At 42.8% G+C, this 14,131-nt stretch carries 14 protein-coding genes; 7 read left to right on the plus strand and 7 right to left on the minus strand.

The genetic code is table 11. The features are described 5' to 3' along the window. The first annotated feature begins 594 nt into the window (after positions 1-594). Positions 595-1,248, plus strand: a complete 654-nt coding sequence (locus ACJJI3_RS11505; RefSeq protein WP_444942521.1) for a hypothetical protein — start codon at positions 595-597, stop codon at positions 1,246-1,248. A gap of 221 nt (positions 1,249-1,469) precedes the next feature. Here ACJJI3_RS11505 and ACJJI3_RS11510 read toward each other — a convergent pair whose 3' ends face one another. From ACJJI3_RS11510 to ACJJI3_RS11530, 5 genes are all read right to left on the minus strand, one after another. Continuing rightward, positions 1,470-2,042, minus strand: a complete 573-nt coding sequence (locus ACJJI3_RS11510) for a hypothetical protein (protein WP_444942522.1) — start codon at positions 2,040-2,042, stop codon at positions 1,470-1,472. Between the two features lie 319 nt (positions 2,043-2,361). Next, positions 2,362-3,039 carry a DUF7822 domain-containing protein gene (locus tag ACJJI3_RS11515; RefSeq protein WP_444912277.1) on the minus strand — a complete coding sequence of 226 codons (678 nt, stop codon included), beginning with the start codon at positions 3,037-3,039 and terminating at the stop codon, positions 2,362-2,364. A gap of 515 nt (positions 3,040-3,554) precedes the next feature. Next, positions 3,555-3,803: a hypothetical protein gene (locus ACJJI3_RS11520; RefSeq protein WP_444894954.1), complete on the minus strand. Its 249-nt coding sequence runs from the start codon at positions 3,801-3,803 to the stop codon at positions 3,555-3,557. 43 nt (positions 3,804-3,846) lie between these two features. Further along, positions 3,847-4,074: a hypothetical protein gene (locus tag ACJJI3_RS11525; protein WP_444942523.1), complete on the minus strand. Its 228-nt coding sequence runs from the start codon at positions 4,072-4,074 to the stop codon at positions 3,847-3,849. A gap of 433 nt (positions 4,075-4,507) precedes the next feature. Then, entirely contained in the window at positions 4,508-5,005 is a 498-nt protein-coding gene (locus ACJJI3_RS11530) for an SMI1/KNR4 family protein (RefSeq protein ID WP_444942524.1), read from the minus strand. An 875-nt stretch (positions 5,006-5,880) separates the two neighbouring features. Between ACJJI3_RS11530 and csrA the strand changes: the two genes are divergently transcribed. Continuing rightward, complete coding sequence (gene csrA / locus ACJJI3_RS11535; RefSeq protein WP_444942525.1) at positions 5,881-6,108, plus strand: carbon storage regulator CsrA; 228 nt, start codon at positions 5,881-5,883, stop codon at positions 6,106-6,108. A 71-nt stretch (positions 6,109-6,179) separates the two neighbouring features. On the opposite strand, the gene ACJJI3_RS11540 is transcribed toward csrA, so the two are convergent. Then, positions 6,180-6,908, minus strand: coding sequence for a helix-turn-helix transcriptional regulator (locus tag ACJJI3_RS11540; protein ID WP_444942526.1), 729 nt, complete (start codon positions 6,906-6,908; stop codon positions 6,180-6,182). Between the two features lie 170 nt (positions 6,909-7,078). Between ACJJI3_RS11540 and ACJJI3_RS11545 the strand changes: the two genes are divergently transcribed. From ACJJI3_RS11545 to ACJJI3_RS11565, 5 genes are all read left to right on the plus strand, one after another. After that, on the plus strand, positions 7,079-8,023 hold the full coding sequence (locus ACJJI3_RS11545) for an alpha/beta fold hydrolase (protein ID WP_444942527.1): 945 nt from the start codon (positions 7,079-7,081) through the stop codon (positions 8,021-8,023). Positions 8,024-8,366: 343 nt separating this feature from the next. Further along, the gene (locus tag ACJJI3_RS11550) at positions 8,367-8,840 is read left to right on the plus strand and encodes a LabA-like NYN domain-containing protein (RefSeq protein ID WP_444894959.1); all 474 of its coding nucleotides are present in this window, start codon (positions 8,367-8,369) and stop codon (positions 8,838-8,840) included. A gap of 703 nt (positions 8,841-9,543) precedes the next feature. Next, positions 9,544-10,116 carry a hypothetical protein gene (locus ACJJI3_RS11555; RefSeq protein ID WP_444894961.1) on the plus strand — a complete coding sequence of 191 codons (573 nt, stop codon included), beginning with the start codon at positions 9,544-9,546 and terminating at the stop codon, positions 10,114-10,116. A 20-nt stretch (positions 10,117-10,136) separates the two neighbouring features. Further along, positions 10,137-10,496 (plus strand): hypothetical protein, encoded by a 360-nt coding sequence (locus tag ACJJI3_RS11560; RefSeq protein WP_444894962.1) that lies wholly within the window; start codon positions 10,137-10,139, stop codon positions 10,494-10,496. Positions 10,497-10,780: 284 nt separating this feature from the next. Then, positions 10,781-11,797 (plus strand): patatin-like phospholipase family protein, encoded by a 1,017-nt coding sequence (locus ACJJI3_RS11565; protein ID WP_444942528.1) that lies wholly within the window; start codon positions 10,781-10,783, stop codon positions 11,795-11,797. A gap of 56 nt (positions 11,798-11,853) precedes the next feature. Here the strand turns inward: ACJJI3_RS11565 and ACJJI3_RS11570 are convergent, their stop codons facing one another. Beyond that, complete coding sequence (locus tag ACJJI3_RS11570; protein WP_444942529.1) at positions 11,854-13,800, minus strand: aconitate hydratase; 1,947 nt, start codon at positions 13,798-13,800, stop codon at positions 11,854-11,856. Positions 13,801-14,131 lie beyond the last annotated feature (331 nt).

Here is a 14,131-nt window from a genome sequence, read left to right on the forward strand (position 1 = left end):
TAATTAATCTTAACTGAGTTTCATACTTCAAGAGAATCTAGTTGCTGTTCAAATTTCTACTGGATGTAAAATAAGATGCTGATTATTTATCTTGATTTCGGATAATAAGTGCAGTTGGTAAGGGAGTACTCAACTGGTAGAGTCGGCGCCTTTACCAGCTAAGAGTCACGACACAACACTTGTTTGCTAGGGTACCACCCATGGAAAGCACATAAGCTTACTAAGATTTTCTAACTATGATTGAACGCAAGTGGCACCTACTTTTATTATTACATTGATAGAAAAACGTTCAACCTTGCTGGCTGAAGTGCCTATTAGTTAGGCAAGGAGCTTCAAAGATTAAATCACAACAATTATCTTCGACAAACGTCTTGAATTGAGTTTACAGCATAAAAAGATTGCAGTTATTACTTGAAATCAAGGCATACACAAAAGTCGAGACTGTATGTTATCCACGTCAATGAAATATAAACCTAAAGATAACCACATAAGCAGGCAATCGCTCTAGCCCAATTAGATGATTTAGATTACCATGCTTATGTGCATACCTTTTAATCCGAGGTAATCACGTTATGTATTCAAAGAGAAATATATATGAACTGGAAAATATTCTCAATTGCAGGATGGGTATCTTGTCTAGGCTTAGCCACCATTATCTACTTTAAAGACCCAGCCATTACAGCCAAGGAGGAATTTAAAGTTAATGCTCAACCAACCAAACTAGAAGGGCTTTCACCAAAGTCCATTAAGGCTGATAAGACCTACAATACAGGAAGCATTGCTGCCGAGGATGCCATAGAGATAGCAGTAAATGACCTTCAACTAGAGCCCGTTGCAGCCAAAGAAGTTACACATAAAAACATTTCTACATTTGAATCTACAGAGATCTTCGACCGAGTTAGGGAACAAATGTCTAACGAAGCACTATTTAGCTTAGACAATATTGAAAGTTTCGAATGTAACAAAGGCGAATGCAATTTTGTAACAAACTTTACTTCGGATGAATTGAACCTTACCTTTCATAGAGCAGAACACATACAAAATCTTGCCAGAGCATCTGCCAAAGAGGTTTTAGGACCTGAATACAGTACATTTATAAGCATAGATAATATAGAAACAGCCGGCGATGGCAATACTCGAGTGGAGTATCGACTATTTGCCCATCGCTTAGTGGACCAAGATCATGTTCAGAATGTTTTGGATGCTCTTGAAGCCGCTCAAAAGCTAGAGGCAGCTAACCCTCAATAGTATACCCTTCGAATGGATAAGAAATCATAAGGCGACTTATATAAAGTATCATTGACCACCACAGAAAGTTACAACCCCTAAGACACTCTACAGCCACAAAAGTACTAGATCAAAGGCGGAGGTATTTATACTCAAAATACCGATTTTTAACATTTAAAATTTTTTAAATTAATTCAGCATCAGCTTAAAAAGCTCACCAATTACCACTGCGAAAAAGAAAGTTAAAAAGGGTGATCTCGCCACCCTCCAACTTTGACTGGATCAAGATTTAATTTCTTTATTCTCATGCTATCCAGTATTTTCTCTACCATGTCTCTGTCTGCTTCAATTTCCCTATTGCTACGTTCCTCTATAACAATAACAGACCTGTCCCCCTTATGAATAAGGTACAAGGTAGTTCTCACAGTGTTAACTTTATAAAAACCATCAGTTTTATAAATATTGATAATACCTGGAACCATCTTACCATCTATAGGGGTAATGGTTTTACGCGTCTCCTTTTCAAGCACTTCTATTCTGCTGTATTCTTCTAGCATAATCCTACTAATATTTTCGGCTAGATCTGGCAGTGGCAATTCAACTGGATATGGTGTTACAGTAATAAATACTGACGTACGGTTTGGACCATCAACAAAGATCTCCTTGAATCCATCTTTATCTACCTCATAACTTACACTGAAGCTGTCAGGATAAAATAAAAATAGATGTTCGTCTTCGTACTTCTTTAACTTATCGGCAAGGGAATGGGCGCTAAACGCTAGCAACAACACTAGCACTAGAAGATTTCTAAACATTAAGTTTTACTGAAATGGTTTGTAGTTGATAGTGCTAAATAATATATGAATTTTGCACTTTAAGTTGTGAACTTTAGATGCCTGATGTCATCTTATGAAAAGTTATATAAACAATGTCGCCAAATGGTAACTTGACTGGGATTGGTATGGGATACCGGAAAGTTGGCTATTAATACCACCTCATAAGCACTATCAAGCAATCATCTTCATATCGACAAGAGTGAAGTGCTGAACCAATTCAATACATTTGGAAAGACACAGGAGCCTCTAAAACTAGCCCAGCATTTCTTTAAGTGGAAATAAGAGTTTCGATATTCAATTATTCAAGAGACTCTTCAAATTCCTTTTTGCTCTCTAATTCGTAATAAAGAACATCACTCCAATACAAACCCATCGGAGGCTCACTCTCAACGTTGTCAAATTTATCATTGAACTGGAGCCCATAAAATGGACTTAAAGCAGATTCTGAATTGTTTTCTGCCGCACTCTTTACAATATCAGCCGAGACCTCTGGGTCTTCAGGAAGTGCATCAATAGCTGCTCCAGCTTCACAGCAAGCGATAATTTCGGATTCAACGTAGCCACGCAGAACTGACTCTTCAGAGTCATCCATACAGTCCAGCTCGATAGTCTCAAGCAGTAGATACCTATCTTTATGCTCTTGAAGGAATTCTAACGTTTCATTTAGCATTGAATCCGGCAGATCCGTAATGTCTTTGCTAATAACTCGCAGAACTTCAACAAATTTCTTTAACCGCGCAAATCCTGCCTCAAAGTCACTACTAATAGCATAAAGTTGAGTTTTATCATCAGGTGAATCGTCCTCAAAGCCATCTGAGACCAATGACGCGCACAGATTGGGATTCCCGGACATTAGTACACGGTAGGTGAAGGGAATACTATATGGCCATTCAGATAAGCCTGAGATAGTCTCGGGGCGGTCTGAATAGGATTTAGGTTGATTACTAAGGCTATAAAGATAAGAACGATTTGCCATTTTGAGGCTCCCTATAAATACTGCCAACGGCACGACCTTATCGTTGTCATGCCTTTTTTGATTAAGAAAAATATTAGATGGAAACTTTCTGGGCCAAGAAAGTCGAGTGTAAAGTTAACTTTGTGTGCCAACCATCCAGTTAGTTGTTAATAACAATCGATTTGTTCGCAAAATTAAGTAGATAGATAAGTTAGGTACTGACCGCCAGAGTTCTATTTATGTTAGAACTAGACTCTACCAATACTGAGCCTGATTATGTACAAAGGGGCTTTATTTTAATGATATTTTTCAGAAATTGATTTTAATCAATTTCAGCTTGGAGTTTTTCTAACGGTGCTGTAGCCAGAGCTATTCAACTTTACCCCTGCAAATAGCTCTGGTCACTCGGGAGATTATCAAACCACAACCTGCCTTAACCTGAACTTTAAATTACTCACACTATACATGTAACTGTTACTTACTTTTCCTACCCTCTGTCTTCGTTCATTAAGTCTATCTTAGTTACCAGGCTCCTATTATTCTGGGCACTCCCTTTCTTCCAATACCCCACCCCTCTTGATTGAGTATTCTGTATAACTCCCAGTCATTATATCGAGAATTTGTAGCCAGGAATAAAACAGTGCTTTTTCAGATTTAGCAATTTCTCCTGCCAGTTCCTTTGCGGCTTCCTCTGTTGGTGCAGAATCCCTAAAGCTTTTTGCACCACCATTCATTAAATGGACCCGCTCTGCAAAAATTGCAAACCGATTGATTTTTCTTCCCATAATTTGCTCCTTATCCATAAAAACAGCTTAAGTCCTTACATTCCTAAGCTGATACTTCCATCCAATTTATACTTCGCTCAACTCCTCGCATTTGCGCCAGGGTCAGCTCTAACTCCTCGCGTAGATTCATCTCTACTGATACCGAAAAGCTGCGTACGTATTTTGTATAGTTAAGGATACAGATAGCGTACATTGCCCGGTTGTTATAACCCGATCGGTAACGGCAGATCCGGATCGGCTCCCCGTCAATAGTGATACTTCTGGCTCTCATTGCTACCTCCACTCAAGATACTGTACATGCATACAGTATACGGTAAGAGGTTCAGGAACTGTCAAGTCACTATTGCCGCCAGTCCAGAGCCCACTCCGCCCATATCGCCCTTCTGCACGCGAAATTACCAGTGTTATCAAGGAGTTTGGTACGAGGGTAATCACCGTTTACGCCATAGCCGCAGATATACACTTCCTGTGTATTGGCAACCCAGTCGTATAAGTGCTGGGACAAGCCATAGACTGTATAAGAAACGATCAGCGATCTATTTTTTGATTAAAAAATGATTAACAAGGCTTAAGGTGAGGGAACACCGGTGAGTAGTACAAAGGCTACACCGCTCAACTCAATGCAAGGGAGAAGCAGAGGGGTTGTCGTAGAACAATGTGTATCCTGCTAGCTACCAGGAGTATTTTGAGGAAAGCTGTGGTAGTCAGCCCTTAGGAGGGTTTTGCGGTACTTCTAAGCTCTCGATGCTTTTAGTCAGCCAGTCTTCATACCAGTTAAGATAGCTACTAGACCAAGGCTGTGGCTCCCGGTAACTCTGAGTAACCCATACTTCCCCACGATGAACACCGTTAATAACTAACATAAATTCAATACCACAGCCTATTTCTGCAATATCAATGGTGCCTTCTGACATCGGATATTCATCTTCATCATCCTGGTAGTAGTGCGGAAGACCCTCTACGTTAGCACCATAAGAATCCGCAGCCCCAAAACCAATCTCAAGAAGAAAGGCTCGAAACTCCTGCGGTAAAGAAATGTTGTACTGTTTCTCGATACCGTTAACTTCTTCCTCCGAAAACCGACGGAAGTTATATTTCCAGCGCTCTGCACCAAAGAGAGAACAATCCTTATCCAAACCACTCAGCTGTTTAAGTTGTTGTTTGATGCCCAGAAGCCGGCTTTCTATATCTTGTGTACTCATACCGTCTATATTTTAAATATTGATAAGTTTCAATACTGCCTAGATTATAACTTTTAACTCAACAGCTGAAGCACCTACTCCACACCCTACCGCACTGTAACTTAACGAAGAGTTAGATTGCCTCAATTTATGAAATTTCGTTAATCTTAATTCACAACTATTTTTTTTCGATACCAAGCCCTACAAATAAAACAGAAAAATAAAAACCACCCTTAAACTAAGGCACATACGTGTTTACAAAAATCAAAAGCAACATTTATGATTTAGACTATTGATTTAAGTTGTTTTGATCAATTCAATCTCGACCAACTATGACCCAACAATATCAAACTCCAACAGCAGATAGTATATTTTTAAAACCTTAAACACAGCTGAAAAGATAGGCGTCAAAATGATCTTATTGGAATTTATTCAGATTGTTTTCAGTAACAAAACTGCGTAAAGTAAGTGAATATTTCTCGATATTTTGTTCGTTGCTGAGCAGCGTTATTTGTGAAAAAGTCGAATTCAAAATACTGAAGAACTTTATAAATTGCCTATTCCCTCAAAGGAGAACGGTAGCGTGACATAAAAGTAAGTAAAAGTCGCTGACCCAAGGTGCTACCAACACCAGGGGCCAGCTAACCAAATTGATAAGCAACCTATCAAGATGGCTGTATGGATGATACGCTAGAAACCCGCTCGTCTTCAATAAAGTGGAGCACATTCAGTAACTTGAGGCAATTGCTCAGGTTCTGGCAGCGTTGTGTCCGTCTTTTCTACTTTTATGCCTACCGTTCCCGTGCCCCACCCCGCATTCACTCTTCAACTTTCTTTCTAAGCTTTCCCATTGCGGGAAGGCTACCCATGGTTTGAGTATCATTAGGGAATAACATATGTTGATTTTGACTCGCCGAATTGGCCAAAACCTAAGAATTGGGGCTAATGTCTCAATCACTGTATTGAATGTTAAAGGCAATCAAGTACAAGTAGGGATAAAGGCCCCTAAATCTATAGCCGTTCACCGCGAAGAAATTTATAACCGTATCCAGATGGAACAAGATAGGCAAGTAAAATCTGCGAGTGGAAAACCTGGACCAATTATTGGAGGCAGAGTCGAGTAAGTTAAGGGGTTACACTGCCACCAATTATTGGCCTTTCGCGAGAGCGATCATACTTATCGTCAAGAACCCAATCATCTTGAAACTTTGGGATTATCACGAATTGGAGATACGCCATCTTCGAAGACTATATGTCGTCTTCGAAACTTCTTATCCTGAAGGTATTCCGGTTGGCTAATCCGATCCATTCGAAAATGACGAAAGTCATTGCGAGCAGGGTCCCAAGCTACCAGATACCATAGGGGTGGTAAGATCAACATAGCTTGCGGTTCAACAACCCGGCTAGTTACTGCCCCTTTCGCATCACGATATTGGAAGCTCAGGTATAGTCGCTGAAGAAAAGCCGTTTCAAATGTAGGCAGTAGTAAGGGCGACATCTCTCCGACATTAGATATGTCTACCTCCGGTGAAAGCTTACCGATGTACAGGCAATTCATAAACCTGCGTAAATCACGCACCTTATCAACGGGTAAAGCCTTCTCTATTTTTGCCAGCCCGGCATCCGCAAGATCTGAAAAGGGCAAACTCCCTGCTGCACGCACGGATGCAACGCTGATAAGCAACGCAAAAATCTCAGCGACCGAGAGCCGAGCTGTAGTTTGAACCGATTGCGGATCAAGTTGCAGGCCGCCCCCAGGGCCAGATTCAGAACGGATAACAAAACCCTCATCCCGCAACGAGCTGATATCACGCAGCACGGTGCGCCTGGATGCGCCAACTTCAGCGGCTAAATCGGCAATCGTCAAAGTGCCCTTTCGCCGAAGGCTTCGCACTATGGCGTCTTGTCGGAGACGTACATTCATTTTACACAGACATTAATAAATGGTGACAGTTTTTGGCACCATTAGATTCTAGCCTATGCACTCACGATCCAGCAAAGGGATGTTGAAGTTAGAACAACCCTTAAGGATAGAAAGCGGAGCCTGCTGGTAAACAGCAGCTCTCAAGGCCTCCCCAAAGAAGAGGAAGTAAATTGTCTAGAATACCCGATTTCCCCACACCTACTCTTATCTCAGTGAATGGCATAGAGCTGGAGGTCTTTGAAGCGGGCCAACAGAACACAGGAAACCCCGTTGTGCTTTGTCACGGATGGCCGGAACATGCCTTTTCCTGGCGCCACCAAATACCCGCTCTCGCCGCAGCGGGCTACCACGTTATCGTTCCCAATCAGCGAGGCTATGGCAACTCATCCCGCCCAACGGAAGTAACCAGCTATGACATCGAACAATTAACCGGCGACCTAGCTGCACTTCTGGATCACTACGGATACCAAGATGCCACTTTTATCGGTCATGATTGGGGTGCAATGGTCATTTGGGGAATAGCGCTATTACACCCAAGCCGTGTTAATAAAATTATAAACCTCGCACTGCCTTATCAAGCCCGAACAGAAAAACCTTGGATCGAGTTTATGGAGGAACTCCTTGGGAGCGATTATTATTTTGTGCACTTCAATAGGCAGCCAGGTGTTGCGGACGCAGTGTTAGACAAGAACGCTTCCCAGTTCCTTCACAATTTGCTCCGCAAAGACGTGCCTCCTACCCCGCCGGAGCCTGGTATGGTAATGATCAATCTCGCGAGAGCAGCATCACCGCTTGGTGCCCCCTTGCTGAATGATAGTGAACTGGCTGTATTCGTTTCCGCATTTGAAAAAACGGGTTTTACAAGTAGCATAAATTGGTATAGAAACCTGGATCGCAATTGGCACATCTTGGCAGATGTAGACCCAGTTATCCAAAAGCCGACCCTTATGATTTACGGCGATCATGATTTGATACCTAGGTCTCCAGATATCAAAGATTTCGTTCCCAATGTAGATGAGGTGAACCTTAATTGCGGCCATTGGATTCAACAGGAAAGACCGGAAGAAACCAATCAAGTGATTTTAAACTGGCTGGAACAACAATCCGCTACTTAGTATCCATTTCTCTAGAAAATTCCCTTTCTGATTATCCACACAGAATCCCGCAAAGAAGGCGTTCACGGTAGGATACCCACTGTAAAGTGGCCATCTGGGGATAGCATGTGCATATAAGCGAGACATGCTACTTCATAAGGCCACTGCTCAACACTATATATCTCGACACAACTCATCAGCTACTGATAAATTGGCTTTGCTGCCGAGATGTTCCTCACCTCTAAATTTGGCTGACAATCATCGCTTAAGTATGTAAAACTAGTGGCTTAATGCATCCACCCTGGTGCAGGCAGATCATAACTTCACTGTCAATTTCAGAATTTTATAATAACTGGATTCCCAAATGGAAAAGGTTGCCATATTTGTTGATGTGCAAAATGTTTATTACACATGTCGACAAATCTATAAACGAAACTTTGATTACAACAAGTTTTGGCGGGAGGTGACAGGGGGTAAAAAAGTTGTTAAAGCCATAGCTTACGCCATCGACCGTGGTGATAGAAAACAGTATGAATTTCAAAACATCTTAAGGTCGATTGGTTTCGAAGTGAAACTAAAGCCCTTCACCCAAAGATCCGACGGATCAGCTAAAGGCGACTGGGATGTGGGCATAACTATTGATGCTATGGAATATTCGAGCTCGGTAGATACCGTGATTTTAGTGTCAGGAGATGGCGACTTTGACATTCTTGCCCATAAGCTCAGGTTAGATAGAGGCAAGAAAGTTGAAGTATATGGTGTTCCGGAATTGACGGCTGGAGCATTAATTAATGCGGCGAGCAAATTCACTCCAATTGAAGATAGGTTATTGCTGTAATAACTACCAAGGCGACTAACTGGCGCTCTTATACGCCTCTATGTATTTATTACACTCTACCCTTCATATTGAGGTGCGAATGCTGTCTGAAGAGCTATCCCTCCATCAAATTCAAATAGGCAACTGGTACTTAGTGGCTTTAAATAAATTTCGCTCAAAATAACCATCTAGTCACTTATGTGATTTTAGAACAAATACCTATGCTATTAGTCAACAGACAAGTCTATTATTGGCTTTTATACTATCTAATAACACCTTAGTAAGGCTCAAGGCGTCAACAAATGAAGAACTCATTAGTTATAATTTTGACCCTATTCTCTATGGCTTCTATAGCAAGAGGGGATGTAAATAATTGCCCTAAATTAAATCTCAACATTCCTGAATCTAAAGCCAACCCAGTAATAAAGGTCGCACCACTGCGTCCGATAGGCACTAACAGGAACTTACCCGTATGCGTAGTCGTGTCCTTTAGACTGGTAGAGAAACCGACGTCTGAAGGTGGAGGTCTTGTTCCTGGGGAAATAAAGATCGAAGGTTCATCTGATAAAGCATGGGATACCCCCGTTAAAGTCGCCGTATCAAGATGGCTTTACCTTTCAGAAGGTATCGACTATCGTGGGCGTCAGTATGTGATCTATAAGATTCCCTCACAATCCCCATAGTCAAAAACTAGAAAAGCTAAATGGTACCGTTTAGAGATTTTATGCGTATATTGGTACTCTTGATTACATTTATCCCCGCAGCAGTTTTTGCAGGAGGTATAAATTGTACTAGCGACGGAGACTCAGATCGCTATAAAAATCAGCTCAAAAAATTCAATGCTCAGCTACTATGCGGCCTAAGTCCTGAGTATGTTGCAGGATTTCGTATTGTTTTTGCTCCATCATTCGGACAAGCCAAGATAACAACGGTTTACCAACGCCATGACGGGACACTAGATGTAAATGGTAAATATCCTCTATCGTTATCTCAGTACATGGACATGGTTTCCCAATTTAAGGATCTCAACCTCTTTGAATTAGAAAGTTATGATAGATTAATTGATTTGTACTGTGCCAAGCCTCCAAAATTATCAACGAAAATAGATTCCTCCGAACCTAATAAATGCCCTTTGGGGTTCGATGGGGAGACCGTTTATATTGAGGCTGCCTATGGAGGCCAAAAAAGGACCGTTCAGCGCTGGAATGGACTAAGTGTTGCTCCCGATGTGGAAAGGGACTTTAGTAAAACTGCAAATTTTCTCCTAAATATACTTGACTCTGAAATTAAGGAATAATTTATTTTTATATATACTCAATGAGAACACTCAAGATTCTATTATTTTACTTTAGGGAGTGGAAAGGATTTAGCCTAATAGTTCTCCTTCTATTACTGGTGTTACTTCATGTTATTAACCTGGCCAGTAACACCGAGAAGGTTGTAAAGCAAAATGGTACAATCAAATCAAAATTTTATATTGGTCGCTCCAATGCCGCTCACATACCAAAATACCAATATCAAGTAGAGCTGAAGAATCGCAAGGTGATTGATGTGGGCAGCGATATGAACCTACACCCAGGTGATACGGTTTGTATTGCAAGCATCACTTATAAAAATAGCGTAAGAGTCGCCAAATATACCATAGAGACTTCAAACGGCTGCACCGGTGCACAGTAATCGGCGTTGCGTAAGAATCTACTTTTGTGTTCCGACTAACTTCACGACACTCTAGCCATTGAACTTTAGGCGTCAGCTCAGAGACCCGCTAATCCCCATGCCTGTCAATCCTTATATGAGTTTCTTTACCTTAACCATATTAATAAACTCAGCATGGTGATAGATGCGCCTAACTTATTGATATTATGAGATTTTTTAATGGTATTCAGGGTATATGAAGTATTACCCCTGTTACCAAATGCTATGTTTCTAGAGTCGCGTACAATCTACGGAACCAGAAGGCAATGGCTATCAGAATCCTTTCTATCGATGGTGGAGGAATCCGGGGAATCTTGCCTGGCCAGATACTGGTGTCCCTTGAGCACAAGCTAAAGGTGAAATCAGGCAATCCTGACGCCAGGATAGGCGAGTACTTCGACCTGGTGGCCGGAACAAGTACCGGTGCAATATTAGGTGCCGCCTACATCTGCCCTAACAAGCAAGGAAAACCAAAATTTTCTGCCCAGGATGCTGTCAGCCTCTACCTTAAGGAAGGCGAGAAGGTATTTGGCTCAGGCTCATGGCCTTTTCTAGAAAAGTTAAAGTTATTGAAGGAGGAAAAGTACTGTTCCATGGAGTTGGACAGGGTTTTATCGCAATTCTTTGGGAAAATGAAACTTAGTAATCTATTAAAGCCCTGCTGCTTTGTTTCCTATGATATCAAAAAGCGGGAACAAATCATTTTTAGGCAACATTGTGCCATAGTAAAGAATGAAGACTTTCTGGTTAAAGACCTTCTACTGGGAAGCACCGCGGTACCAACCTATTTTGAGCCAGCACGCATCTTTTCACTCCCCCCATCCAACAATAAATATGTCTTAATTGATGGCGGCATGGTAGCCAGTGATCCTGCTCTATGCGCCTACTCCGAAGCCATCAAATTCAGCGGGGTCTCTGGGATGAAGGATATGGTTATTGTATCTCTGGGTACTGGCAGGCAACTTTCAGGATACAAATACAAGGAGGTTAAAGATTGGGGAATACTCAATTGGGCAAGGCCCGCCATTGATATCGCCGTAAATGGAAGCTCGCAAATGGTTCATTACTATATGAAGCAAATTTCTTCTACCGTAGAGAATTCAAATTACTACCGGATACAACCAAAGCTTTACGCTGCTGACTCAGCCATGGACAATGCGACACCAGAAAACCTGAAGAAGTTAAAAAAAGCGGGAGAGAGGAATGCAGAGTATTTTGATAAAGAGCTGGAAGAAATAGCTACTATATTAGTCAACAACCAAGGAAGCCATAGGTATCAGTAATGCTACTGATCGGGACCAGCGCTGGCTTTATCAAATTACAGGCACAGAAAGTCATACTACTTATCAGAGCTTAGGTATTTTTCTCGAACCTGGTTAATCATACCTCCGGCTTCAAGTACTTCAATTTCGTCCTTAGCCAGATCACTCCGTAAGTTAATACAATCTCCAGATGATTTAATAATCAACTTAATTGAATTGCTTAACTTTATCTGTGCAATTGGGCTGTCAATTTCCAGAGCTACACCCTGCTCAAGCCGATCGTAATCATCAAAATCTTCAAATAGCAATGGCAGCACACCGAAGTTAATAAGATTACGCCGGTGTATACGGGCCATACTTTTTGCAATTATGCACCTCACCCCAAGAAAACGTGAAGATACCGCCGCATGCTCACGGCTGGAGCCTTGTCCATAATTCTCACCACCGACAACAAAACAGTCTCCATTGAGCTTCACTGCCCGATCGTAAAATGATTCATCGATTCGTGAAAATGTATAGCGGCTGATGGCGGGGATATTTGAGCGTAGCGGTAAGATTTCTGCTCCAGCAGGTAATATTTCATCTGTGGAAACATTGTCCCCTGCTTTCAGCAATAATGGGCCAGTTAAAATTTTCGGTAGCTTTTCGAAATCAGGAAGGGGCTTGATATTTGGCCCTTTAATTAACTCCACTGCTACTGGGATTTCTTGAGGTGGCTGTAATAACGGACGTATATCAAGTAGATATTCCGGCTCATGGAAGCTGGGGTAGTCCATATCCAGGTCACGAGGGTCGGTGATCACCCCTCTCAACGCACTGGCAGTGGCTACTTCGGGACTGCACAAATAGACTTGGTCATCTGCGGTGCCGGAGCGGCCGGGGAAGTTGCGAGGGACTGTACGTAGGCTGATACCACCACTGGCGGGAGCCTGCCCCATGCCAATACAGCCGCCGCATCCTGTCTGATGCAAACGAGCTCCAGCTTGAAGCAATTTTGTTAGATCGCCGCTCCGACTGAGTTCTTCGAGTAACTGACGTGAGGTTGGGTTAATGTCAAAGGAAACGTCATCGGCTATTCGGCGACCTGAAACCATACGTGCCGGTATCGCAAAATCTCTCAATCCAGGGTTGGCAGAAGAGCCTATATAGCTCTGGTAGATCGGACGGCCCGCCACTTCTCGGACCGTCACAACTTTGTCTGGGCTTGATGGGCAAGCAATTAGCGGCTCGAGAGTTGATAAATCAATAGTATCTTCTTCGTCGTAACTCGCGCCTTCATCAGCCTTCATCTCGACAAAGTCACTTTCACGATGCTGCTGTCTAAGGAAAGCTCTCACAGCCTCATCCGCAGGAAAGACGCTGGTAGTGGTACCCATCTCCTGCCCCATGTTGGCGATCACATGGCGATCCATCGCAGTCAAATGGGCTAGACCTGGGCCGTGATACTCAACAATCTTGTTGACACAGCCCTTGACGGTCTGCCGACGCAACATTTCCAGAATGATGTTCTTAGCGCTAATCCATGGCGGCAGCTCACCTTCGAGCTTCACACCGAGTATCTTGGGCATTTTCAATGCAAAGGGGACCCCAGCGATGGCCATTGCTACCTGTAGGCCACCGGCACCAATCGCCAGCATCCCCATAGAACCCGCTGCACAAGTATGGCTATCGGCGCCAAGTAACGTCTTACCAGGCACATCGAAACAAGCCATCTGTACTGGATGGCTGACACCATTACCGGGCCGCGAAAACCAAATTCCAAATTTACGACAGGCACTTTGCAGGAATATATGGTCGTCGGCGTTTTTAAAATCCGTCTGTAACAGGTTATGGTCTACATATTGTGCTGAAAGCTCAGTCTTGATTTGAGACAAACCAAGTGCCTCAAGCTCCAACATAATAAGTGTTCCCGTCCCATCCTGAGCTAGCGTCTGATCGATCTTTATCTCTATTGGGCTGCCAGGCTCCATTGATCCACTCACAAGGTGGCTTTGGATAAGTTTCTGCGCAAGATTCATAGGCATAAAGGGATACCCGGTAAGTGAGCTGGAGCTTTCTAGTATTGATATAACTAGATCTTGATCATTGTAGCTCTAGGGAGCCTCTGAATAACTCCGTGACGCCTCTGGCATGCAGAGCGGTTCACAATCAAGGCGCGGCTTCGCAGGAATGTCTAGACCTTTCAAGAAGTCGCAACGCAGAGTGTGAATCGCTCTGCAAGCCCCGAAGGGCGGGCCTTGAAGGCCACAGCTGCTGCGTTGCAGCTCTTGCAAAGGGCTACGGCCATTCCCTGCGAGCTGCGTCTAACATCTGCAGCCTTCAAGGCCCGCAGAGGCATTACGGAGTTATTCAGAG

The organism is Microbulbifer maximicatervae (SeqCode) (assembly GCF_052466985.1).